Below are 24,650 nucleotides of genomic sequence, written 5' to 3' on the forward strand. Positions count from 1 at the left end.
ATATAAAAAGACTCCGAATTTTTTTGACACAAAAAAAAGCAGGTTCTATGCGGCCTGCAAGGTATTTTTCTATTATTCAACGGTCAAACTCCCGGAGATGGCAGAAGTATGGAAATGCAGGTCTGTCTTTATTGACAGAACCTATGAAATACGGTAGAATCAACCTTAAAAAAGAGTAATCCCCTACATGGGAGATAGGAGTTGAGTTTTTTGAGTTCTGGTGATGGGATACAGCTATTGATTTTGGTACTGCTGCTTTTGATGTCGGCTTTCTTTTCTTCTACGGAGACGGCGCTGACGACGGTCAACAAGATCCGGGTGCGGACGCTGGCGGAGAATGGCGATAAGCAGGCAGAGTATGTATTAAAGATCATAGAGGATCCGAGCAAAATGCTGAGTGCGATTCTGATCGGCAACAATGTGGTAAACCTGTATGCGTCTTCTCTTGCGACGGTTCTTGCCACCCACATCTGGGGCAACAAGATCGTAGGGATTGCGACGGGCATTCTGACGCTTTTGATCTTGATCTTCGGCGAGATCACGCCGAAGACGGTGGCGACGATACAGGCTGAGCGGATTGCATTTCGGTTCGCCAAAATCATTTATTATATCATGACGGTGCTGACACCGGTCATTTTTGTGGTCAACCAGCTCTCGTTTTTAGTGTTGAAGCTGCTTCGCGTGGATGTGAAGGCAAAGGGTGAGTCCATCACGGAGGATGAGCTGCGGACGATCGTGGAGGTCAGCCACGAAGAGGGCGTCATCGAGTCCGAAGAGAAGAAGATGATCAACAATGTGTTTGATTTCGGGGACGCCGTGGCGCGCGATGTCATGCTTCCGAAGGTCAACATGACGTTTGTGGACGTGGATGCGACGTATGACGAGCTGATGGAGGTATTCCGTAGTGAGAAATACACGCGTTACCCGGTCTATGAGGAGACGACGGACAATGTCATCGGTGTTCTGAACATCAAGGATATTTTCTTAAAAGGCGGGGAAGAGGGCTTTTCTGTCCGGAAATATCTGCGGAAACCTCTCTATACATATGAGTTTAAGAAGGTTGCTGAGCTGATGCGCGAGATGCGGAAAGCAGCGATCAGCATCGTGATCGTGCTCGACGAGTATGGTTCGACGGTCGGTCTTATCACGCTGGAAGATATGCTGGAAGAGATTGTCGGAGATATCCGGGACGAGTATGATGGAGATGAGGAAAAGTCCATACAGCGCATCGCCCCGCGGGAATACATGGTAGACGGTTCGGTTAAACTTGACGATCTGGATGAACGCCTGAATCTGGAACTCCAGTCAGACGAGTATGATTCCATCGGCGGACTGGTGATCGGACTTTTGAACCATCTTCCACAGGAAAAAGAAGAGGTTGTGGTGGAAAACGTCCGCCTTGTCGTCGAATGTGTGGATAAGAACCGGATCGATAAGATTCATCTGTACCTGTTAAGCCCGTCGGAGGCGGCGTTAGCTAAACATACCGCCGATGGTGCCGCTTCCGGCGCAGAGGGCGAAGGAAAGCAGCAGGGATGAGGCAGTCTCCTCGATGGACTGTCGGAACGTAAAAGACAGGGCTAGAAAAATAAGAAAATAAAGGGCGCCGGCGCAGAATCCCCAGAGGAACCGGCGCCTTTTCGCTTTCTTCCCGGCGACGAGTCCTGCCAGAAAACAGGCGAGAATGTAGATGCCGCGCACTCCTAGCGTGATTTCCTTTTCACCCCACTGAAAACGGTACATCCCAAACGCGAGCAGAAGCAGAAAGATAGCAGTTGCCGCGTAGGAGAAGAGGGCAGAACGGAGCAGAATCTGGATAGCTGATTTTTCCATGATAAAATACCTGTGTGCATTCTTGTTCTATCCATATGAACCAAGGAGGACAAATATGCCGCCACAAATTGAAATACTTGCACAAGCGGGCAACATATGATATAATCTGTAGGATTTTATATACTAAAAAATGAAGGAGGACATAGAGATGAAACACGTAAAGACACTGAGCGCAAGCACACTGAAGAACAGCATGAAGAAAGGCGGCTGCGGCGAGTGCCAGACATCCTGCCAGTCTGCATGTAAGACATCCTGTACTGTAGGTAACCAGAGCTGCGAGAACCAGAACCGCTAATAGGCAGTACAAAACAAATGAGGCGTTTTCTGATAAATCAGAGCTTTTCATGAGTGGGAGAGCTGGAGTCTGAGAAAACGCAGAGTTGACACAGGGAGGCAGACAAGACGGAGCGCGGTCCGAGGAGAGGACTGCATATGTTCCGGGTTGTCTGCCTGCCTATGTCTTATAGAAGGAGAAAGACAGTGATTCATCAGTATATAAATAATGGATATTATATCGTACTGGATGTCAACAGTGGCTCCGTCCATTCGGTCGATCCGCTTCTGTACGATGTGATTTCCTTTTTATCGGAGCGGATTCCGGACAGCGAGAAGCCGTTTCAGATTGCCCAGTCCCTGAAAGACGAGACGGCGGCAGCATTAAAAGAGAAATACAGCCAGGAAGAGATCAGAGAGGCGTTTGAGGACATTCAGGAGCTCATCGATCAGGAAGAACTCTTTACCGCTGACATTTACAAAACTTCGTTATGGATTTCAAGAAGCGCCAGACGGTTGTCAAGGCACTCTGCCTGCATATCGCGCATGACTGCAACCTTGCCTGTCAGTACTGCTTTGCAGAAGAGGGCGAGTATCATGGACGCAGAGCGCTGATGACCTTTGAGGTCGGCAAGAAAGCGCTGGATTTCCTGATTGCCAATTCTGGAAACCGCCGGAACCTGGAAGTCGATTTCTTCGGCGGCGAGCCGCTGATGAACTGGCAGGTGGTTAAACAGTTAGTCGAGTACGGACGTTCCCAGGAAGAGGCGCACAACAAGAAATTCCGTTTCACACTGACCACCAACGGCGTTCTGTTAAACGATGAAATTATGGAATTCTGCAACCGCGAGATGTCAAACGTCGTGCTCAGTCTGGATGGACGAAAAGAGGTCAACGACAAGATGCGCCCATTCCGCAACGGAACCGGAAGCTACGACCTGATCGTGCCGAAGTTCCAGAAATTTGCAGAGAAGCGCGGAGACCGCGATTATTTCGTGCGTGGTACCTTCACACACAACAACCTGGATTTTGGCAAAGATGTTCTGCATTTTGCCGATCTTGGATTCAAGAAAATGTCGGTTGAGCCGGTCGTAGCACCGGATGAAGAGCCCTACGCGATCAAAGAGGCGGATCTTCCGCAGATTCTCGAGGAATATGACCGTCTGGCAGCAGAGTATGTCAAGAGACACAAAGAGGGACGCGGCTTCACGTTCTTCCACTTTATGCTCGATCTGACACAGGGACCGTGCGTGGCAAAACGTCTGTCCGGATGCGGTTCAGGAACTGAGTATCTGGCAGTTACCCCGTGGGGCGACCTCTATCCGTGCCATCAGTTTGTAGGAAACGAAGATTTCCTGCTCGGCAACGTGGATACGGGCGTGACCAACACGGCAGTCCGCGACGAGTTCAAGCTCTGCAATGTCTATGCGAAAGACAAATGTCGGGATTGCTTTGCCAGATTTTACTGCAGCGGCGGCTGTGCGGCCAATTCCTACAACTTCCACGGTTCCATCACGGATGCGTATGATATCGGGTGTGAGATGCAGAAAAAACGTATCGAATGCGCGATCATGATAAAAGCTGCTCTTGCAGACGGCTCTGACGAGTAGAGAACAAGGAGAGAGAGGAATGAAGAACAAAAAAGGAAAAAGCTTCCTGGGGATGCTGCTCCTTCTGATTGCCATCGGCGTATTCGGCTATTTCGGCTATTCGACGATGAATCAGATCAAGCTGGGTCTTGACCTGGCTGGCGGTGTCAGCATTACCTATCAGGCGAAAGAAGAAAATCCGTCTTCCGAGGATATGGCGGATACGATCTACAAGCTCCAGCAGCGTGTACAGAATTACAGTACCGAGGCGGAGGTTTACCAGGAGGGTAATAACCGTATCAACGTAGATATTCCGGGTGTATCGGATGCCAACGCGATTCTGGAAGAGTTAGGAAAACCGGGTTCCCTGATTTTCGTGGACTCTGAAGGAAATCAGATCCTCGATGGTAAACAGGTTGCCAGCGCGAAAGCCGGCATGACCGAGGATAAGGCGACCGGTTCCAAGGCGTATGTCGTTTCTCTGACCTTTACCGAGGAAGGTAAACAGGCATTTGCTGAGGCGACCACGAATGGCGTCGGAAAACCAATTTATATCATTTATGATAACCAGATTATTCTGCTCCGACCGTCCGTGAGGCGATCACAGGCGGACAGTGCCAGATCGACGGCATGGCGGATTATGAAGAGGCAAATAATCTTGCGTCCACGATCCGTATCGGTTCCCTGTCCCTGGAGCTGGAAGAGCTGCGTTCCAACGTAGTTGGCGCGAAGCTGGGCCAGGAGGCGATCTCCACCAGCTTAAAGGCAGGTCTGATCGGATTTGCCATTGTCATTGTATTTATGATTGCCGTATATCTGCTTCCGGGTCTGGCTGCATCTCTGGCTCTGTGCCTGTATGTCGGTCTGATCCTGATCCTGTTAGTTGCATTTGAGGTGACTCTGACGCTTCCGGGCGTGGCTGGTATCATCCTGTCGATTGGTATGGCGGTGGATGCGAACGTTATCATTTTCACCCGTATCAAAGAGGAGATCGGTCTGGGAACATCCGTCAAGAATGCGATCAAGGCAGGTTTCGCCAAGGCACTTTCCGCGATCATCGACGGAAACGTAACCACCCTGATTGCGGCAGCGGTTCTGTTCTGGAGAGGTTCCGGTACCGTCAAGGGCTTTGCGGCGACGCTGGCAATCGGTATCGTGCTTTCTATGTTCACGGCGCTGTTTGTAACCAAATTTGCCTGAACTGCTTCTATGAGATGGGCTTTGAGGATGCGAAATTCTACGGATGCCGCAAGGATATGAAGACGCGTCCGTTCCTGAAATTCCGCAAGCTTTACTTTGCTCTGTCGCTCGTGATCATTCTGGCAGGCGTCGGTAGCATGGTTCACAATCAGTCTTCGATGGGTGTGCCGCTCAACTACAGCATGGAGTTCAGAGGCGGTACTTCTACAAACGTTACCTTTAACGAGGATATGTCTCTGGAAGATATTTCCTCCCAGGTGGTTCCGGTGGTAGAAAAGATTACCGGCGAAGCTGGCACACAGACCCAGAAGGTAGCCGGAAGCAACGAGGTTATCATCAAGACACGTACCCTGAACATGGACGAGCGCGAAGAGTTAAACCAGGCGCTGGCGGATCAGTTTGGTGTGGATAAAGAGAAGATCACAGCCGATAGTATCTCCGGTGCAGTCAGCCAGGAGATGAAGCGCGATGCGATTGTGGCGGTTACGATTGCGACGATCTGCATGTTGATCTACATCTGGTTCCGTTTCAGCAATATCACGTTCGCGGCGGGCGCGGTTCTTGCCCTGATGCACGATGTACTGGTTGTCCTGACCTGCTATGCGATGCTGCGCTGGTCGGTTGGTTCGACGTTCATCGCCTGCATGCTGACGATTGTCGGTTACTCAATCAACGCGACGATCGTTATCTTCGACCGTATCCGTGAGAATATGAAGCTTCTGGGCAATAAAGAGTCCGCTGAGACGATCGTCAACACCAGTATCAGCCAGACCCTGACGCGAAGCATCAACACGACGCTGACGACCTTCGTCATGGTCCTGATTCTTTACATCCTGGGTGTATCTTCCATCCGTGAGTTTGCTCTTCCGCTGATGGTAGGTCTGATCTGCGGTACGTATTCGTCCGTATGCCTGTCCGGCTCTGTCTGGTATGTGCTGAATAAAAAGCGCATGGAGAAGAATGCCAAACCGGCTGGCAAGAAGGCAAAGGCAGAGAAGTAAAAAGTATAGGAAAAAAGATGGAATACAAGATTTTATACAAAGATGGCCGCGCAAAACGCGCGGAAATGAAAACGGTCCACGGAACCATCCAGACGCCTGTTTTCATGAATGTCGGCACGGTGGCGGCGATCAAGGGCGCGGTTTCGACCGATGATCTCCGCACGATCGGCACGCAGGTGGAACTTTCCAATACCTACCACCTCCATGTCCGTACCGGCGACAAGCTGATCCGACAGTTTGGCGGTCTGCACAAATTTATGAACTGGGATCGCCCGATCCTCACGGATTCCGGCGGATTTCAGGTGTTTTCCCTGGCGGGACTGCGGAAGATTAAAGAAGAGGGCGTTTATTTTAACTCCCACATCGATGGTCACAAGATTTTCATGGGACCGGAGGAAAGTATGCAGATTCAGTCCAACTTAGGTTCGACGATCGCGATGGCATTTGATGAGTGCCCGCCGAGTCTTGCCGATCGGGACTATGTACAGAAATCAGTGGAGCGCACGACGCGCTGGCTGGCGCGCTGCAAGGATGAGATGGCACGCCTTAATGCACTGCCGGATACGGTCAACCGGGAACAGCTCCTGTTTGGTATCAATCAGGGTGCGATTTACGAGGATATCCGTATCGAACACGCGAAGGAAATCAGCAAAATGAACCTCGATGGCTATGCGGTCGGAGGTCTGGCAGTTGGCGAGAGCATGAGGAAATGTATCGGATTCTGGATGCAGTCGTTCCGCACCTGCCGGAGGACAAGCCGACTTATCTTATGGGCGTTGGAACACCGGCAAACATCCTGGAAGCGGTAGACCGGGGCGTCGATTTCTTTGACTGTGTGTACCCGTCCCGGAATGGACGCCACAGCCATGTATACACGAACCATGGCAAATTAAATCTCCTGAACAGCAAATATGAGCTGGATCCGCGCCCAATCGAGGAAGGCTGCGGCTGCCCGGCATGCCGTTCTTACTCCCGCGCATATATCCGCCACCTGTTTAAGGCGAAGGAAATGCTGGGGATGAGATTATGCGTCTTGCATAATTTGTATTTTTATAATAAAATGATGGAAGAGATTCGCGACGCGATCGAACATCACTGTTATGCTGAGTATAAAGCAAAGAAACTTGCAGGCATGATGGGTGAATCGAACTAAAGGAGGAAATATACCACATGAGCAGCACAAGCGGAATGATCGTTTACCTTGTATTTATCATTGCCATCTTCTATTTTATGGCAATCCGTCCACAGTCCAAGGAAAAGAAAAAACAGGCAGAACTGATGGCAACCGTAGCAGTAGGCGACAGCGTTCTGACATCCAGCGGCTTCTACGGCGTGATTATCGATATGACCGATGATACTGTAATCGTAGAGTTCGGAAGCAACAAGAACTGCCGCATCCCGATGCGTAAGGATGCAATCGTTCAGGTTGAGAAACCGGAAGTCTAAGAAGAACGGTAAGAAAGTGAGAGGATCGCAGCTCCCGATGGGGGCGGCGGTCCTTTTTTTGTGTAACAGGAAATTCCTTGGAATTCCCTATTACACAAAAAGGCACTAACGTGCCAATGATGCGCACTCGCGCGAAGCAGAAACATGTCGCAAGCGACCGCGCTCGGCGCGAGAATGTGCCAAGGCACATTCTTTTTTATTTTACAGATAACCCCAGGTTATAGAATAAATTCCAAATTACTATATGGGGAATACCGGTTTTCCTTCATCAGAAGATTGCAAAATAGGACGGAATCCGATATGATAAAAAGTAACCGTTTGAAACAAGGGAGGTATTTTATTATGAATTGCAATATTACTGTGATTCCGGGCGACGGAATCGGACCGGAGATTGTGAGAGAGGCATGCGGCGTGCTGGACAAGGTAGGCGCCGTCTACGGTCATACATTTAATTATACAAAAATCCTGATGGGCGGCTGTTCCATCGACGAGTACGGCGTACCGCTGACCGATGAGGCACTGGAGACCGCGAAAAAGAGTGATTCCGTCCTGCTCGGTGCAGTCGGTGGCAACGTGGGAAATTCCCGCTGGTACGATGTGGCTCCGAACCTGCGTCCGGAGGCCGGTCTTCTTGCCATCCGTAAAGGTCTGGGACTGTTCGCGAATATCCGCCCGGCATACCTCTACAAAGAGCTGGCAGATGCCTGCCCGTTAAAGAAAGAGATCATCGGCGACGGCTTCGATATGGTTATCATGCGTGAGCTGACCGGCGGTCTGTACTTCGGCGACCGTTACACGAAGGAGATTGATGGCGTGACGACCGCGGTAGATACCCTGACCTACAATGAAAATGAGATCCGCCGGATCGCAATCAAGGCATTAGATATCGCGATGAAGCGCCGCAAGAGCGTTATTAGCGTCGATAAGGCAAACGTACTGGATTCCTCCCGCCTGTGGAGAAAGGTAGTCGAGGAGGTTGCTAAAGATTATCCGGAAGTTACCCTGACCCATATGCTGGTTGATAACTGCGCGATGCAGCTTGTCATGAATCCGGGACAGTTCGACGTGATCCTGACTGAGAACATGTTTGGCGATATCCTTTCTGACGAGGCAAGCATGATTACCGGCTCCATCGGTATGCTGTCTTCAGCCAGCTTAAACGAGGGCAAATTTGGTCTCTACGAGCCGAGCCACGGTTCCGCACCGGACATCGCGGGCAAGGACATCGCAAACCCGATTGCAACTATTCTTTCCGCAGCGATGATGCTCCGCTATTCCTTCGATCTGGATAAGGAAGCAAAATCCGTCGAGGACGCCGTACAGCAGGTACTGACCGAGGGCTACCGTACCGTGGATATTATGGCGGATGGCTGCAAGCAGGTTGGAACGACAGAGATGGGTAAACTGATTTGCGAGAGAATTAAATAGAAGAATTATTGTATATGGCTGCGAAGCCACTGAACAGTTATGATTGCAAAAATTCCATAAATGCGATAAAATCAAAGATAAACGTAAAAACCGCCCCTGCCACCAGGGGCGGAGGTCGTCGAAAGAGATAGAAGGAGACGAAAAGATGAAAAGTGATGCAGTAAGAAAAGGGATGCAGCAGGCACCTCACCGTTCTTTGTTTAATGCACTCGGTATGACGGAAGAGGAGATGAACAAACCTCTCGTCGGTATCGTAAGTTCTTATAATGAGATTGTTCCGGGACACATGAACCTGGATAAGATTGTAAATGCCGTGAAGCTGGGCGTAGCCATGGCTGGCGGCACACCGGTTGTATTTCCGGCGATCGCAGTCTGTGATGGTATCGCCATGGGACATGTCGGCATGAAATATTCTCTGGTTACCCGTGATCTGATCGCAGATTCCACCGAATGTATGGCGCTGGCACATCAGTTCGATGCGCTGGTTATGGTTCCAAACTGTGATAAAAACGTACCGGGACTTCTGATGGCAGCAGCCCGCGTCAATGTACCGACTGTATTTGTCAGCGGCGGTCCGATGTTAGCCGGTCATGTAAAGGGACAGAAGAGAAGTCTTTCCAGCATGTTCGAGGCAGTTGGTTCCTACGCAGCAGGCACCATGACGGAAGAAGATGTGAAAGAATTCGAATGTAAGGTCTGCCCGACCTGCGGTTCCTGTTCCGGTATGTACACCGCCAACAGCATGAACTGCTTAACAGAGGTACTCGGCATGGGCCTTCAGGGCAACGGTACGATCCCGGCAGTTTACTCCGAGCGAATCAAACTGGCAAAACACGCTGGTATGAAGGTTATGGAGATGTATGAGAAAAACATCCGTCCGAGAGATATTATGACAGAAAAGGCATTTTTAAATGCACTGACCGTGGATATGGCACTCGGATGTTCTACCAACAGTATGCTGCATCTTCCGGCGATTGCACATGAGGCAGGCGTAGACCTGAACATGGAGCTGGTCAATGAGATGAGCAAGCGCACCCCGAACCTGTGCCATCTGGCACCGGCAGGTCCGACCTATATGGAGGATCTGAACGAGGCAGGCGGCGTGTATGCGGTTATGAATGAGCTGTCCAAGAAGAACCTTCTGAATCTGGACTGCATGACCGTAACCGGCAAGACCGTTGGCGAGAATATCAAGGGCTGTGTCAACAAGAATCCGGAGGTTATCCGACCGATCGACAATCCGTACAGCCAGACTGGCGGTATTGCGATCCTGAAAGGAAACCTGGCACCGGATACAGGCGTTGTAAAACGTTCTGCCGTTGCACCGGAGATGCTGGTACATCAGGGACCAGCGCGTGTATTTGACTGTGAGGAAGACGCGATTGCAGCGATCAAGGGCGGCAAGATCGTGGCTGGCGATGTTGTTGTCATCCGTTACGAGGGACCGAAGGGCGGTCCGGGCATGCGTGAGATGCTGAACCCGACTTCTGCCATCGCAGGTATGGGACTTGGTTCCAGCGTAGCTTTGATCACAGACGGACGTTTCTCCGGCGCATCCAGAGGTGCATCCATCGGACACGTTTCTCCGGAGGCGGCAGTCGGCGGACCGATCGCGCTGGTTGAGGAAGGCGATATTATTTCCATCGATATCAACAATAACTCCCTGAACGTACTCGTATCCGACGAGGAGCTGGCAGAGAGAAGAAAGAAATGGCAGCCGAGAGAACCGAAGGTTACGACCGGATACCTGGCACGTTACGCAGCGCTTGTAACAAGCGGAAACCGGGGCGCAATCCTGGAGGTTCCGAAGACACAGAAGTAATCATTGCGGGCTTCAGACAGGTGCTTTTGAGACGGAAAGTACTGCTTGATATGCATTTAAAATGGTTTAAGGAAGGAAAGCAGGTTAGACAGATGAAGACATTGACAGGAGCAGAGATTGTCATTGAATGCTTGAAAGAGCAGGGGGTAGACACGGTGTTCGGTTATCCGGGCGGCGCGATCCTCAACATTTATGATGCACTTTATAAACACAAGGATAAAATCACCCATATTTTGACCTCTCATGAACAGGGAGCGTCCCACGCGGCAGACGGCTACGCGAGAGCAACCGGCAAGGTCGGTGTGTGTATGGCGACATCCGGTCCGGGAGCTACGAACCTGGTTACGGGTATTGCAACAGCTAACCTGGATTCCATTCCGATGGTAGCCATCACCTGTAATGTAACGACAGGCCTTCTTGGAAAAGACAGCTTCCAGGAGATCGACATTCTGGGTGTTACCATGCCGATCACGAAATATAATTTTATCGTAAAGGATGTCACGAAGCTGGCAGATGTGATCCGTCGTGCGTTCGTGATTGCTAAGAGTGGCCGTCCGGGTCCGGTTCTGGTGGATATCACCAAGGATGTGACGGCAGCGGCCTGCGAGTACGAGCCGAAGGAACCGCAGCCGATCGAGCGCGAGACAGAGCTGATCCGTGAGGAAGACATGGAAAAGGCGATCGAGATGATCAAGGCGGCGAGAAAACCGTTTATTTTTGTCGGCGGCGGTGCAGTGGCGTCAGATGCTGCCAATGAATTAAGTGCATTTGCACATAAAATTCAGGCACCGGTGGGTGACAGCCTGATGGGTAAAGGTGCATTTGACGGAACCGATGTCCTTTATACCGGTATGATCGGTATGCACGGAACCAAGACATCCAACCTCGGTGTGGCAGAGTGCGATCTGCTGATCGTTGTAGGCGCGCGTTTCAGTGACCGTGTTGTGGGCGATCCGAACCATTTTGCAACCAATGCAAAGATTTTACACATAGATATCGATCCGGCGGAGATCAACAAAAATATCCAGACCGATGCGAGCATTATTGGCGATGTCAAGATTATTCTGCGTAAGTTAAACGCGCGTCTGGATCCGATGAACCATGACGAGTGGCTGAGTCACATTGAGCGTCTGAAAGATATGTACCCGCTCCGCTACAATAAGGAAGTTCTGACCGGTCCGTATATCATGGAAGAGATCTACAAGGTAACCGGCGGCGATGCGATCATCTGTACCGATGTCGGACAGCATCAGATGTGGGCGGCACAGTATTATAAATACAAACGTCCGAGACAGCTTCTGACCTCCGGCGGTCTGGGCACGATGGGCTACGGTCTGGGTGCAGCGATTGGTGCGAAGATGGGCTGTAAGGATAAGACGGTTATCAATATTGCCGGAGACGGCTGTTTCCGTATGAACATGAACGAGATTGCGACGGCAACCCGCTACAACATTCCGGTTATCGAGGTTGTATTTAACAACCATGTTCTGGGTATGGTGCGCCAGTGGCAGACCCTGTTCTATGGAAAACGCTATTCCCAGACGGAGCTTTACGATCAGATGGATTTCGTCAAGGTGGCAGAGGGCATGGGCGCGAAAGCATACCGTATCACGAAGAAAGAGGATGTGGAGCCGGTGCTGCGCGAGGCGATCAGCTTAAATATCCCGGTTATGATCGAGTGCCAGATCGGCAGCGATGACAAGGTATTCCCGATGGTTCCGGCTGGAAAACCGATCGAGGAAGCGTTTGATGAGATTGACTTACGCATCGAATAGTTGTAAAATGGGGGCAATTATCACATTTTTGTGTAAGACAGGAGGAGATTTATTATGAGCAGAGTCTATAACTTTTCGGCAGGTCCGGCAGTACTTCCGGAGGAGGTACTGAGAGAGGCAGCGGCAGAGATGCTGGACTACCAGGCAGCGGCATGTCTGTCATGGAGATGAGCCACCGCTCCAAGGATTTCCAGGCCATCATTGATGATGCAGAGAAGGATCTGCGCGAATTGATGCAGATTCCGGACAATTACAAAGTATTATTCGTACAGGGCGGCGGCAATATGCAGTTCGCCATGGTTCCGATGAACCTGTTCAAAAATAAGGTGGGGGATTACATCATCACCGGACAGTGGGCAAAGAAAGCATATCAGGAGGCAAAGATGTTTGGTACCGCCAACGCGATTGCATCCAGCGCTGACAAGACCTTTTCCTACATCCCGGATTGTTCGGACCTTCCAGTGGATGAGGACGCAGATTACGTGTATATCTGCTTAAATAACACTATTTACGGAACCGTATACCACGAGCTTCCGAACACCAAGGGCAAGACACTGGTAGCAGACATCTCCTCCTGTTTCCTGTCAGAGCCGCTGGATGTGAGTAAGTTTGGTATTCTCTGGGGCGGTGTCCAGAAGAACGTAGGTCCGGCTGGTATGGCGATCGTCATCATCCGCGAGGATCTGATCACTGAGGATGTTCTTCCGGGAACACCAACCATGCTGCGCTACAAAACATACGCAGACAATGACTCTCTGTACAACACACCGCCTACATACACCATCTATATGTGCGGCAAGGTATTTAAATGGCTCAAGAAAATGGGTGGTTTAAGTGCCATGAAGGAGCGCAACGAGAAGAAGGCGAAGATCCTTTACGATTTCCTCGATGAGAGCAAGCTCTTCAAGGGTACCGTTGAGAAAAAGGACCGTTCCCTGATGAACGTACCGTTCGTCACCGGCGATGCAGATCTGGATGCCCTGTTTGTCAAGGAAGCCAAAGAGGCAGGCTTTGTGAACTTAAAAGGTCACCGTACCGTCGGCGGTATGCGTGCTAGCATCTATAATGCAATGCCGATCGAGGGCGTTGAGAAATTAGTTGCTTTCATGCGCGAATTTGAGAAAAAACATACAAATTAGTCAATTTTTAAATTTATGCCATTGCTGCGGCGAAAGGGAGGGGGAATCCGTTCCTTTCTGCTGCAGCAGTGGACTTTTTAAAACAAAAACAGCCCGCGTATGGGAAGATTTGAAATTTTGAAAGAAAAGAGAGTTAAAAAATGAGAAAAATCCATTGCCTGAACCCGATTTCCAAGCTGGGAACCGGTTTACTGACCGAAAATTATGAGATGACTGACAACCTGGCGGAGGCAGAGGGCATTCTGGTCCGCAGTGCTGCTATGCATGATCTAGAACTTCCGAAGGGACTGCGTGCCGTTGCACGTGCCGGAGCGGGCGTCAACAACATTCCGCTTGACAAGTGTGCGGAGGCTGGTGTTGTCGTATTCAATACACCGGGCGCTAATGCAAACGGCGTCAAAGAGCTGGTGCTGGCTGGCATGCTGCTGGGAGCCAGAGACGTAGTCGGCGGCATCGACTGGTGCAAGGAGCAGAAGGACAATGAAAATATTTCCAAAGATATGGAGAAGGCGAAAAAGAAATTTGCCGGTCATGAGATCCGCGGCAAAAAGCTTGGCGTTATCGGACTGGGCGCCATCGGCGCAGAGGTTGCAAACGCAGCTGCAGCGCTTGGCATGGAAGTATACGGCTATGACCCGTTCATTTCTGTCAAAGCAGCGTGGATGCTTTCCAGAGACGTAAAGCACATCACATCTGTTGATACGATCTATCAGGAATGCGATTACATCACCGTTCATGTACCGCTGCTTGACAGCACCCGCCAGATGATCAACAAAGACAGCCTGGGACAGATGAAGGACGGCGTGGTTATCTTAAACTTTGCGCGTGACCTTCTGGTAAATGACGACGATATGGCAGAGGCGCTGGCTTCCGGTCGTGTAAAACGCTATATCACCGATTTCCCGAATGCAAAAGTAATGCAGATGCCGAACGTCATCGCAACCCCACATCTGGGCGCATCCACAGAAGAATCCGAGGATAACTGTGCCGTGATGGCAGTCAAAGAGCTGATGGATTACCTGGACAATGGTAATATCAAGAATTCCGTCAACTTTCCGAATTGCGATATGGGCGTGTGCACAACCGTAGGTCGTCTTGCACTTCTTCATAAGAACGTGCCGAACATGATCGGACAGATTTCCTCGATCCTGGCATCGACTGACATGAACATCGCAAACATGACGAACAAGAGCCGTGATAAATACGCTTATACGCTAGTTGATCTGGAGACCAAGGCAGACGCGGCGACGATTGAGAAGCTGAAAGCTATTCAGGGTATGATGCGCGTGCGCGTGATCAAATAATAAGTTTTATTGAAAACAGCCGGAGAAAGTGCGGTTTTGGGTGCACCTTTTCCGGCTGTATTTTTATGGATTGCAGAATGTTTTTATTGAAGAATCTCTGCATGGCTTTTTAACGTGATAATTATATGTATATATTGGTGAGAAACTGTCAGTGGCGGGTTATATTAAGCGACAGGATTGACTTGGTAAGAAAACTTTGTCATGGGGTGGAAAATTGATCGATACTAGGATCTTTCATTTCATAAACACGCGTCCACTCCTTAGTGCCATCTTTTTTGACAGTTTCGGAGCGGTTTATCGCCAGAAAACGGATCAGTTCATAGCAGTCAATCCAGATTTCGTTGTTTCCTTCTTTCTGGGATTCGTCAAAAATGAGCTGCAATCCGAAATGCAGGTGCGGTTCAGCGATGTTGTTGGTGTTTTCAGTGCTGCTGTAGCCGGTGTGACCGAGATAACCGATCACGTCCCCGGCGGTGACGAGACTGCCCTCTTTCAGGTTTGACTGGTAGGGGTAGTCTTTGCGTAAATGTGCATAATAGTAGTATCGTTTCCCGTCAAAGCTGCGGATGCCGATGCGCCAGCCGCCGTACTGGTTCCAGCCGAGCGCCTCGACGCGCCCGGATTCCACAGCAATCACAGGCGTTCCCGTCTGCCCCATCATATCATGCCCGAGATGCCGTCTCCGGTAACCGTAGCTGCGGGAGACACCGAAATCGTCATAGTGGCTGTAGGGAAAGTTTTTCGCCAGTGGGAGAAACGCTTTCAGACCATATTTGGTAACCCAGACTTTTTCCTCACCGGAGGGAGTCAGGGGGACAGCGTCGGGATCGGAGAGAGTGGGGGCTGGGGTTTCGAGAGAAGTTTGTGTGTTGGATGAGGCTGAAGTTTCTGGTGAAGCTTGACTGGCTGAGTTGATTGTGTCTGTACCAGTTGTGGTTGCTGTTGTGGTTGCTGTTGTTGGTGGTGTCGTTGCGTAGGAAGTATTGGCAGCCGGATCCCCCTCCTGTATCTGCGCGTCCGCCAGTGCAAAAGCCGGTGCTTCCGATTTCGGAATCTCAATTTCATACAGTCCGACCATTCCATCCAGAACCGCGCCGTAAGCCTCACGATAATAGGCAAAAGAGGACATATTTTTCGTCAATTCTTCCACTGTAACGCCATTTTGGAGCTGTTCGGCAGCTTCCGTCATATCGGACGCCTGATAATGCGAAAAATCGCCCCCGTAGCGCGCCCCCAGGTAGGCGAGCAGATCGACCCAGTTCAGATGGAGATCCTGCTGGCAGGTATCAACATCATAGCGGAACGCCTGTGTCATGGCGTCGGCGGTTACATCGAAATCCACCCAGCGGATAAAATGTTCCGACGCATTCCCGACCGTGACCTGATGGCTGTTCGGACGCTGGAAGGACCAGCTGACAAAGAGCGCCGCAATGGCGCAGATTTCCAGTGCAATGATAACAGAACTTCGTTTCAAGACAGATCCCTCCTGTGCGATAGTATTTAAATGCGAAGCCACGGCAAATTCCGTTACTGGGCACGTATGCGTGAACAATAACATTTTTGCAATCTGATAAGATTGTATGAGAGGATGGGAGAAAGTATGAGTCCATCTTTGGAAAAATATGAGAAAAAGCGTTTGAGGCGAGGAAAAAGGATGGGCTGATTCAGGCAAACAGATTATATTAGAGAGAAAAGTGATAGAAAAAATAGAAGAAAACAATAGATGACCTGCAGAGAGATAAAAAAGAGAGTAAATCATATATACAAGGAGGTACATGAAATGGAAAAGAAGGAAGAAAAGAAAAAGCCGTCCGGCTCATTCTCAGAAGTCTGGGACAAGCGCGGACAGGAGACGGATGCAGCCAATGATTTCCGGAAGAAAATCGAGATGGAGATTACCGAGGCACGCCCGGGCTATGCAGTTGGAGAGATTGTATTGAAACCGTGGCATATGAATATCTTAGGTATCGTGCACGGCGGCGTCCTGTATTCACTGGCGGATACCGTGGGTGGCACCGCAGCGATGACCGGGCGCGACTACGCAGTCCCGACTGTGGATGGCACGATCCATTATCTGAAAGCTGGAAAAAACACATCCAAAATCATCGCCCGGGCGCAGGAAATACAGAATGGTTATGCATTTTCGGTGTGCGAATGCAAGATTTATGATGATAAGGAGACGCTGCTGGCATCGGCGACGATGACGTATTATCATTTGAGGAAGAGGTAGAGCTGCAAGATACAATCACAGCTCTATCACACTCCCATCCTCCGGTATCAGCAAATCCCCATGATAATAGGCTTCCCCTTCAGCGCGGTACAAAGCAGTGCGTTCTGGATAAGTCTTGTCTTCAGTGTGCCACAGAATCAAATGCCGCGCACCGAGGCGTTCGGCGAGTTCGCAGGCATCTTTGACGGTGCTGTGGTGTTTTTCATAAGGGGAGAAGATTTTCCGGTCGCGGTAGAGGCAGAAGGCTTCGTGGAAAAGCCAGTCGGCGCCTTTGGCAAATTCTTCGCAGAGCGGGTTCAGCGGTTCGTCGCCCGGGCAGCAGACGATCTTGCCGCCCGGCAGCACAGCGCGGAAGCCGAACTGGCGCGCCTTGGTCGAATGAATGTCAAAGAAGGTGACCTCCATATCGAGAATCTGCCGGGTTTCGCGGTCAGAAATCGGGATGAGCTGGATCGGATCGCCGATCAGGTCGCAGAATTTCTTCTGGAGTGTCAGGCGGCAGAAGGTCTGAATCGTGTCGATCAGGCCGTCGTGGCAGTAAATATGAAAAATTCCCTCATAATTTCCCTTTTTGATGGCAGTGCCAATCATCCGGATCATCCAGATCACGCCGAGAATGTGGTCGGTGTGTTCGTGTGTCACGAAGAGATGATGGATGCGGTTTAATGGAACCTGCATTTCTTCCAGAATCCGCAGGATGCCATTGCCGCCGCCGGCGTCTGTCATGAAATATTCCTCGCCGGAGCGGATGGCGAAGCAGGTATTATAATAACGTGTCATCGTGGCGTTGCCGGTGCCAAACACGTAGAGAGTGTGTGGTTCTGTCATGAATGTTCCTCCTGTATTTATGTATGGAAAAAAATGTTTCTGTTCACGGGTAGGCACTTTAGGAACTGAAAGTGCCGAAAATATATTTTGACCCTGATCTGAATCTATGCTACTATAAATCTATCAAAAAGGCAAATGCAATGTAGATAATGTGCCGTTTACCCAAAGCGAGCGCGACGATAACGAGTCACGACAATATCCGGGCAGACAGCGCAGTTTGGGAGCTGATAACATGAGGGATTTAGCATATTTGAAGCTGCTTTCGCGGGAGTATCCGAATATCCGGGCGGCGGCGAGTGATATTATTAATTTACAGGCAATCTGTGGACTTCCGAAGGGCACGGAATATTTTTTCAGTGACCTGCACGGTGAGCATGAGGCGTTTATTTATCTGCTCCGCAGTTCGTCGGGTATCATCCGGGAGAAGATCCGCGAGACATTTGGACATATTATTTCGGAGGAGGACGAGGTGCGGCTGGCGAACCTTATCTATTATCCGGAAAAAATGATCAATCAGATCAAACAGGCGAACGAATACACGGAGGACTGGCAGAAGACGGCGGTGTACCGTCTGGTGCAGATCTGCCGGGAGGTTTCGTCGAAATACACCCGTTCCAAGGTGAGAAAAAAGATGCCGAAGGAATTTTCGGGTGTGATCGATGAGCTTTTATATGTCGATAATACCGATGACAATAAGACGGAGTATTACAGCGAACTCATCAATACCCTGATTGGCGTCCGGGTGGCGGACAGCTTTATTGTCGTGATCTGCAGCCTGATCCGGAGTCTGACGATCGATAATCTTCATATATTGGGCGATATATTTGACCGTGGTCCGAGACCAGATATCATTCTGGAGGAACTGATGCATTTCCATGATGTGGATATCCAATGGGGCAATCATGATATTTCGTGGATGGGCGCGGCGACGGGCAACCGGGCGTGTATCTGCAATGTTTTGCGTATGGCGCTCGGTTACAATGGATTTGATGTATTGGAGGACGGCTACGGAATTAACCTGCGCCCGCTGTCGATGTTTGCGGAGCGCGTGTACCGGGACGATCCGTGTACCTGTTTTCTGCCGCAGATTCTTGACAAAAATATTTACGACGCAGTGGATCCGAAGCTGGCGGCGAAGATGCACAAGGCGATCGCGGTGTTACAGTATAAGGAAGAGGGGCAGATCATCAAGCGCCATCCGGAGTACGGGATGGAAGAGCGGATACTTCTGTCAGCGATTCGTTATGACCGCGGCACGGTCACGATCGATGGAAAAGAGTATCCGATGCGCGACATGAATTTCCCGACGGTGGATCCGGCGGATCCGCTGCGGCTGACGGACGAAGAGGAAGAGCTGCTTCACACGCTGGAGCTGTCGTTCCGCCACAATGCGCGGCTGCATGAGCATGTCCGTTTCCTATATTCCAACGGAAGCATGTATAAATGCTGCAATTCCAACCTGCTCTATCACGGCTGTATCCCGATGACGGAGAATCGGGAATTTGACGGTCTGATGGTGGGCGGCAAGATGTACCGCGGCAAGGAATTGATGGATTTTATTGACACACAGGTTAAAAATGCCTATTTTCTTCCAGAGGACGCGCCGGAGAAGGAGGCGTGCCGCGATTTTATGTGGTATCTGTGGAATGGTGCGAAATCGCCGGTATTTGGAAAGGACAAAAACCGCAGCTTTGAGCATTATTTCATCGAGGATCCGGAAGTGATGAGAGAGACGATGAATCCGTATTACCAGCTCAGTGAGGAAGAAGAGACCTGCGATATGATTTTGAAGGAATTTGGACTTCCGACGAAGGGCTCGCATATCATCAACGGGCATATGCCGGTGAAGATTAAGAGTGGAGAGACACCGATCCGGGCTGGCGGCAAGCTCTTCATCATTGACGGCGGGCTGTCGAAAGCCTACCAGGAGCGGACGGGAATCGCCGGATATACGTTGATTTTCAATTCGCACCATCTCGCGCTTGCGGAACACAAGCCATTTGACCCGGAGCGCGAGCGGACGCCGAAGGTATATATTGTGGAGAAAATGCAGAAGCGCATCACAGTGGCGGATACCGACGAGGGCAAGGAGCTGGCGGGCCGCATCGAGGATCTGAAAGAGCTCTTGAAAGCGTACCGGAGCGGACTTTTGAAAGAGCGCGTGCGCTGAGGCAGTTGAAAGGGACGGGAACTGGAAGCTTGTTTCTTTCGGCTGGGTGAAACGGAAGAAACGGGACGGTTTGAGGAATAAGGAGACAAGATGAGAAAGACAGAGTTTTTACAGGAGCTTCGGGAGGCGCTGGACGGCGAGGTTTCGGCTTCAGTCATCCAGAGCAACATAAGCTATTACGATCAGTATATCAGCCAGGAGGCGGCGAAAGGGCGCAGGGAGGAAGAAGTGATCGAGGAGATCGGCAGTCCACGCCTGATTGCGAAAACCATTATCGACAGCAGCGAGGGCGCCGGGGAGACCGGCCAGGGCGGTTCGTACACTTCGGGAGACGCTGCCGGGAGCGGGCGCACAGCGTCCTCCTACAACGGCGGTTTTTCGGAGCGGGACGACAGCGGTCTGCCGCCGAACTTCCATTACATCGATTTGAACAAATGGTACTGGAAGGTAATTGTCAGCGTGGTGGTTATCGCGATCTTATTTGTGCTGTTTGCACTGGTCGGAGGTATTTTCACCATCCTGATTCATCTGGCGGGACCGATTCTTCTGATTTGGCTGATCTATACATTTATTAAGAATATTTGGAAATAGAAAAGAACCCCTGTCGCCGGCTGTGAGGGATGACCGGAGCGGGGGTTCTTTTCTTGTTTTCTCGCAAACATATGGAGGTTTATTGAGTTGAAAAATGTTGTATTATGGAACATTTCAGAGGGAGTTTCCATAATACAAAAAAAGCACTTGTCATGCCGTCTTTGGCAAACAAATGCTTTTTAGCTGGGCTACAAGGATTCGAACCTTGAAAATGACGGAGTCAGAGTCCGTTGCCTTACCATTTGGCGATAGCCCAATGAATTGAACGATTTATATTATACTGTAAGGAAACAGATTCGTCAACTACTTTTTTCGCTTTTTTGATAATTTTTTTTGTTTGGGCGGCTGCTGTGGCAGAAACCGCGCCATGCGTCCGGCAAATTCTGCAATATTCTGGGTCTGTAAGTAGACAACGTGGTTCGAATCGGATATAATGAGTTTCATGACAGAATGTTAAGGCAATATAGGACGAAACGGCAGATGGCGGATGCGCTAAGATGGTGCGGGGAGCCGGAAGCCGGAAAGGAAAAGAGAGCGATATGTATACATTTGACAGCCGGGTCCGGTACAGTGAGACGGATGAAGAGGGAAATCTTTCTGTAGTGGGAATCATGAATTATCTTCAGGATTGTTCGACGTTCCAGTCGGAGGATCTGAAACTCGGGATTTCCTATCTGAATGAGGAAAAACGGGCGTGGTGGCTGAGCGGATGGCAGATAGAGATTCTCAGACAGCCGCATTTTGGCGAGCGGATCCGTATTTCGACCTGGCCGTATGGGTTTAAGGGAATCTATGGCTACCGGAATTTCACGATCGAGGATGAGATGGGAAACCCGCTGGTGCGGGCGGATTCAACCTGGTTTTACTACGATCTGGAAAAAGGATGCCCGGTGCGGGTGCCGGAAAGCCAGTTGGAGGGCTACCAGATTGAAGATAAACCGCTTGCAATGCCGCCAGCGCCGAAGAAAATTCGCCTGCCTGAGACGTATGAGACGGCGGCGCCGGTCACGGTGGAACGCCATCATCTCGATACGAACCGGCACGTGAACAATGCACAGTATGTGGCGATTGCGCGTGAATTGCTGCCTGTGGACTTTGCACTCGGAGAACTGCGGGTGGAGTACCGGAAGGCGGCAGTGCTTGAGAATGTGATGTACCCGAAACTGGCGCAGGTGCCGGAAGGATACGTGGTATCGCTGCAGGATGCGGAAGGTCAGGTGTATGCGAATTTGTGGCTGGCAAAGACTGGTTTGTAAAGAGTTTGTATGTAGCAGTGAAGAAACTGAATCATTGCAGCAGAAGAAAGATTCGGCGTGGATTGTCTGCCAGTGAATGAAAAATGCAACCGTTAAATAAAAAAAGAGATCGGCAGAAAAGAGAGGACGAATGACATGATTGAACTGGGAAGAGTACAGGAACTGATGGTAGTGCGGGAGAAAAACTTCGGCGTGTATCTGGGACAGAAGAAAGATGACGCGGCGGCGGTCCTGCTTCCGAAGAAACAGGTGCCGGAGGGCACAAAGGTGGGCGATAAGCTCAAGGTATTTATTTATAAAGATTCCGAGGATCGCCTGATTGCGACGACCTCGATGCCGAAGCTGGAACTGGGCGGGACGGCGGTTTTGAAGGTCAAGGATGTATCGAAGATCGGCGCCTTTCTCGATATGGGGCTGGAAAAAGATCTGCTGCTCCCGTTTAAAGAGCAGGTATATCCGGTTCGCGCCGGGGAAGAGTGCCTGGTAGCGCTGTATATCGATAAGAGCGGTCGTCTGGCGGCGACGATGAAGGTATATTCGTATCTTTGCAGCGATGCGCCGTACAAGAAGGACGAGTGGACCGAGGGACGCGTCTATGAGATTAATGAAAATCTGGGCGTGTTCGTAGCAGTGGCAGACCGCTATTTCGGTCTGATTCCGAACCGTGAGCTGTATGGAAAATGCCGTCTGGGCGAGGTTTTAAAGGTACGCGTGACGAAGGTGCGCGAGGATGGAAAAATGGATTTGAGCCTGCGCGAGGTGGCGTACCGTCAGATGAATGCGGATGCCGAGGCGGTGCTGGCACGTCTGAAAGAAAAAAACGGCGTTCTGCCGTTCAATGACCGCGTGGAGCCGGAGATTATCCGCCGCGAATTTAATCTAAGCAAAAACGCGTTCAAGCGTGCGGTTGGACACCTTTTAAAAGAAGGAAAAGTAGAAGTAAACGAAGATTCTATCCGTTTAAAATAAAAGACAAAGGAGAGATTTGACATGAAGAAAGTAATCAGCACAACCAATGCACCGGCAGCGATCGGTCCGTATTCCCAGGCAATCGAGGTAAATGGAATGGTATTTGCATCCGGTCAGATTCCGGTCAATCCGGCAACCGGCGAGATCCCGGAGGGAATCGAGGCTCAGGCAGAGCAGGTTTTAAACAATGTAAAGAATCTTCTGGCGGCAGCAGGTGCTTCCATGGAGCAGGTTGTAAAGACCACCGTATTTATCCAGAACATGGATGATTTTGGAAAAGTAAATGAAATCTATGCGAAATATTTCGAGGGCGCATGCCCGGCACGTTCCTGCGTCGAGGTATCTAAACTTCCGAAGGGCGTCCTGATGGAGATGGAAGCAATCGCAGCAAAATAAGAATGAATCGCATATTTGGAAAATTTCGCCGGAAAAACAAGTTCCAGTCTGTGAAAATCCCGGCGTGTGAGGGCAAAATGACGAAAAAATTCACTTTTTTTCGTCCGCCCTCTTTTTTTTTTCGTCACTTTGCTTTAAAATAAAGGGAAAGATCCGTCCAAGATTCAGATGGGGAATGGTTATGGTCCACAGGCACAGATTGCCGGAGGGGTAACAAACGGGTTTGGGGAATGACAGGTTGAAAGACCCGGAAACACAGCTGGACGGAGGATAAAAGAAAAGGAGAGAGGAATATGATTTCGAACCAGATACTCCAGACAAACATTGAGGGGTTAAAAGGAATTACGCGTGTCGATCTCTGTATCTGTGATACGGAAGGCAAGGTGCTGGCATCCACATTTACTGGCGCTGAGGAATATGAGAGTGCAATTCTGGCTTTCGTAGACTCTCCAGCGGACAGCCAGGTGATACAGGGATATCAGTTTTTTAAGGTGTTTGACGATCACCAGTTAGAATATATACTTCTTGCCAAGGGCGGAAGCGACGACGTATACATGGTCGGCAAGATGGCGGCATTTCAGGTTCAGAACCTGCTGGTAGCTTATAAGGAGCGCTTTGACAAGGACAATTTTATCAAGAACCTGCTGCTTGATAACCTGCTTCTGGTTGACATTTATAACCGTGCGAAGAAGCTGCACATCGAGACGAACGTCAAGCGGATCGTATTTATCATCGAGACGCAGCATGAGAAGGATGTGAATGCACTTGAGACCGTCCGCAGCCTGTTCTCGACCAAGACGAAGGATTTTATCACGGCAGTGGATGAGAAGAACATTATTCTAGTCAAGGAAGTGAAGCCGGGCGAGACTTACGACGATCTGGAAAAGACAGCCACATCGATCGTAGATATGCTCAATACCGAGTCCCTGACACGTGTCAGCGTGGCATTCGGTACGATCGTCAACGAGATCAAGGACGTATCGCGTTCTTATAAAGAGGCGAAGATGGCGCTGGATGTAGGAAAGATTTTCTACAGCAGCAAAAATGTGGTCGCATACAGCAAGCTGGGAATCGGACGTCTGATCTATCAGCTGCCGCTTCCGCTGTGCCGGATGTTTATCAAGGAAATTTTTGATGGCAAATCGCCGGATGAGTTTGATGAGGAGACTCTTACGACAATCAACAAGTTCTTCGAGAACAGCCTGAACGTATCAGAGACTTCCCGACAGCTTTACATCCACCGCAACACACTGGTATACCGTCTGGATAAGCTACAGAAGAGCACGGGATTGGATCTGCGGGTATTTGAGGATGCGATCACATTTAAGATTGCCCTGATGGTTGTAAAATATATGAAATACATGGAAAACCTGGATTATTAAGCCAAATTGCTGTGGCGG

Annotated in this window: 17 protein-coding genes, 1 tRNA gene and 4 pseudogenes; 18 read left to right on the forward strand and 4 right to left on the reverse strand. The window is 50.2% G+C overall.

Annotated features, from left to right (window positions below):
• The first annotated feature begins 210 nt into the window (after positions 1–210).
• The gene (locus DW085_RS16155) at positions 211–1,539 is read left to right on the forward strand and encodes a hemolysin family protein (RefSeq protein WP_118472942.1); all 1,329 of its coding nucleotides are present in this window, start codon (positions 211–213) and stop codon (positions 1,537–1,539) included.
• Here DW085_RS16155 and DW085_RS16160 read toward each other — a convergent pair.
• Positions 1,474–1,833, reverse strand: a complete 360-nt coding sequence (locus DW085_RS16160) for a TIGR04086 family membrane protein (protein WP_118493682.1) — start codon at positions 1,831–1,833, stop codon at positions 1,474–1,476. The two genes, DW085_RS16155 and DW085_RS16160, sit on opposite strands and share 66 nt — an antisense overlap.
• A gap of 148 nt (positions 1,834–1,981) precedes the next feature.
• On the opposite strand from DW085_RS16160, the gene scfA reads away from it, so the two are divergent.
• The 10 genes and pseudogenes from scfA (at position 1,982) to DW085_RS16210 (ending at position 14,810) form a co-directional block, all read left to right on the forward strand.
• Positions 1,982–2,128 carry a six-cysteine ranthipeptide SCIFF gene (gene scfA, locus DW085_RS16165; RefSeq protein WP_022359867.1) on the forward strand — a complete coding sequence of 49 codons (147 nt, stop codon included), beginning with the start codon at positions 1,982–1,984 and terminating at the stop codon, positions 2,126–2,128.
• A 185-nt stretch (positions 2,129–2,313) separates the two neighbouring features.
• Positions 2,314–3,716 (forward strand): annotated as a pseudogene (gene scfB, locus DW085_RS16170) (thioether cross-link-forming SCIFF peptide maturase).
• A 19-nt stretch (positions 3,717–3,735) separates the two neighbouring features.
• Positions 3,736–5,896 (forward strand): annotated as a pseudogene (secD, locus tag DW085_RS16175) (protein translocase subunit SecD).
• 17 nt (positions 5,897–5,913) lie between these two features.
• Positions 5,914–7,049 (forward strand): annotated as a pseudogene (gene tgt, locus DW085_RS16180) (tRNA guanosine(34) transglycosylase Tgt).
• A 17-nt stretch (positions 7,050–7,066) separates the two neighbouring features.
• Complete coding sequence (gene yajC / locus DW085_RS16185) at positions 7,067–7,342, forward strand: preprotein translocase subunit YajC (protein WP_022359870.1); 276 nt, start codon at positions 7,067–7,069, stop codon at positions 7,340–7,342.
• A 342-nt stretch (positions 7,343–7,684) separates the two neighbouring features.
• A complete protein-coding gene (gene leuB / locus DW085_RS16190) occupies positions 7,685–8,770 on the forward strand; it encodes a 3-isopropylmalate dehydrogenase (RefSeq protein WP_118493685.1) in 1,086 nt (361 codons plus the stop codon).
• A 145-nt stretch (positions 8,771–8,915) separates the two neighbouring features.
• On the forward strand, positions 8,916–10,592 hold the full coding sequence (gene ilvD, locus DW085_RS16195) for a dihydroxy-acid dehydratase (RefSeq protein ID WP_107001470.1): 1,677 nt from the start codon (positions 8,916–8,918) through the stop codon (positions 10,590–10,592).
• A gap of 92 nt (positions 10,593–10,684) precedes the next feature.
• A complete protein-coding gene (ilvB, locus tag DW085_RS16200; protein WP_118469416.1) occupies positions 10,685–12,367 on the forward strand; it encodes a biosynthetic-type acetolactate synthase large subunit in 1,683 nt (560 codons plus the stop codon).
• 54 nt (positions 12,368–12,421) lie between these two features.
• Positions 12,422–13,506 (forward strand): annotated as a pseudogene (gene serC / locus DW085_RS16205) (3-phosphoserine/phosphohydroxythreonine transaminase).
• A gap of 140 nt (positions 13,507–13,646) precedes the next feature.
• Positions 13,647–14,810: a phosphoglycerate dehydrogenase gene (locus DW085_RS16210; RefSeq protein ID WP_022359875.1), complete on the forward strand. Its 1,164-nt coding sequence runs from the start codon at positions 13,647–13,649 to the stop codon at positions 14,808–14,810.
• A 199-nt stretch (positions 14,811–15,009) separates the two neighbouring features.
• Here the strand turns inward: DW085_RS16210 and DW085_RS20010 are convergent, their stop codons facing one another.
• Positions 15,010–16,284: a M23 family metallopeptidase gene (locus DW085_RS20010; protein ID WP_347475128.1), complete on the reverse strand. Its 1,275-nt coding sequence runs from the start codon at positions 16,282–16,284 to the stop codon at positions 15,010–15,012.
• Positions 16,285–16,590: 306 nt separating this feature from the next.
• On the opposite strand from DW085_RS20010, the gene DW085_RS16225 reads away from it, so the two are divergent.
• Positions 16,591–17,040 (forward strand): PaaI family thioesterase, encoded by a 450-nt coding sequence (locus DW085_RS16225; protein ID WP_182427970.1) that lies wholly within the window; start codon positions 16,591–16,593, stop codon positions 17,038–17,040.
• A gap of 15 nt (positions 17,041–17,055) precedes the next feature.
• Here DW085_RS16225 and DW085_RS16230 read toward each other — a convergent pair whose 3' ends face one another.
• Positions 17,056–17,868, reverse strand: a complete 813-nt coding sequence (locus DW085_RS16230; protein WP_118493688.1) for an MBL fold metallo-hydrolase — start codon at positions 17,866–17,868, stop codon at positions 17,056–17,058.
• 232 nt (positions 17,869–18,100) lie between these two features.
• Between DW085_RS16230 and DW085_RS16235 the strand changes: the two genes are divergently transcribed.
• Together DW085_RS16235 and DW085_RS16240 are read left to right on the forward strand one after the other, a co-directional pair.
• Positions 18,101–20,038, forward strand: a complete 1,938-nt coding sequence (locus DW085_RS16235) for a fructose-1,6-bisphosphatase (RefSeq protein ID WP_118493691.1) — start codon at positions 18,101–18,103, stop codon at positions 20,036–20,038.
• Between the two features lie 90 nt (positions 20,039–20,128).
• A complete protein-coding gene (locus DW085_RS16240; protein WP_118493694.1) occupies positions 20,129–20,629 on the forward strand; it encodes a DUF1700 domain-containing protein in 501 nt (166 codons plus the stop codon).
• A gap of 183 nt (positions 20,630–20,812) precedes the next feature.
• Here the strand turns inward: DW085_RS16240 and DW085_RS16245 are convergent.
• Positions 20,813–20,885 (reverse strand) — tRNA-Gln (locus DW085_RS16245).
• A gap of 283 nt (positions 20,886–21,168) precedes the next feature.
• On the opposite strand from DW085_RS16245, the gene DW085_RS16250 reads away from it, so the two are divergent.
• From DW085_RS16250 to DW085_RS16265, 4 genes are all read left to right on the forward strand, one after another.
• Positions 21,169–21,885, forward strand: coding sequence for an acyl-ACP thioesterase domain-containing protein (locus tag DW085_RS16250; protein WP_118493705.1), 717 nt, complete (start codon positions 21,169–21,171; stop codon positions 21,883–21,885).
• 135 nt (positions 21,886–22,020) lie between these two features.
• Positions 22,021–22,854: a S1-like domain-containing RNA-binding protein gene (locus tag DW085_RS16255; RefSeq protein ID WP_022359882.1), complete on the forward strand. Its 834-nt coding sequence runs from the start codon at positions 22,021–22,023 to the stop codon at positions 22,852–22,854.
• Between the two features lie 21 nt (positions 22,855–22,875).
• Complete coding sequence (locus DW085_RS16260; RefSeq protein WP_022359883.1) at positions 22,876–23,250, forward strand: RidA family protein; 375 nt, start codon at positions 22,876–22,878, stop codon at positions 23,248–23,250.
• 293 nt (positions 23,251–23,543) lie between these two features.
• Positions 23,544–24,632: a helix-turn-helix domain-containing protein gene (locus DW085_RS16265; protein ID WP_107001479.1), complete on the forward strand. Its 1,089-nt coding sequence runs from the start codon at positions 23,544–23,546 to the stop codon at positions 24,630–24,632.
• Positions 24,633–24,650: the final 18 nt, after the last annotated feature.

This window comes from Clostridium sp. AF50-3, from assembly GCF_003477445.1.
GTDB classification, from domain to species: Bacteria; Bacillota; Clostridia; order Lachnospirales; family Lachnospiraceae; genus Otoolea; species Otoolea fessa.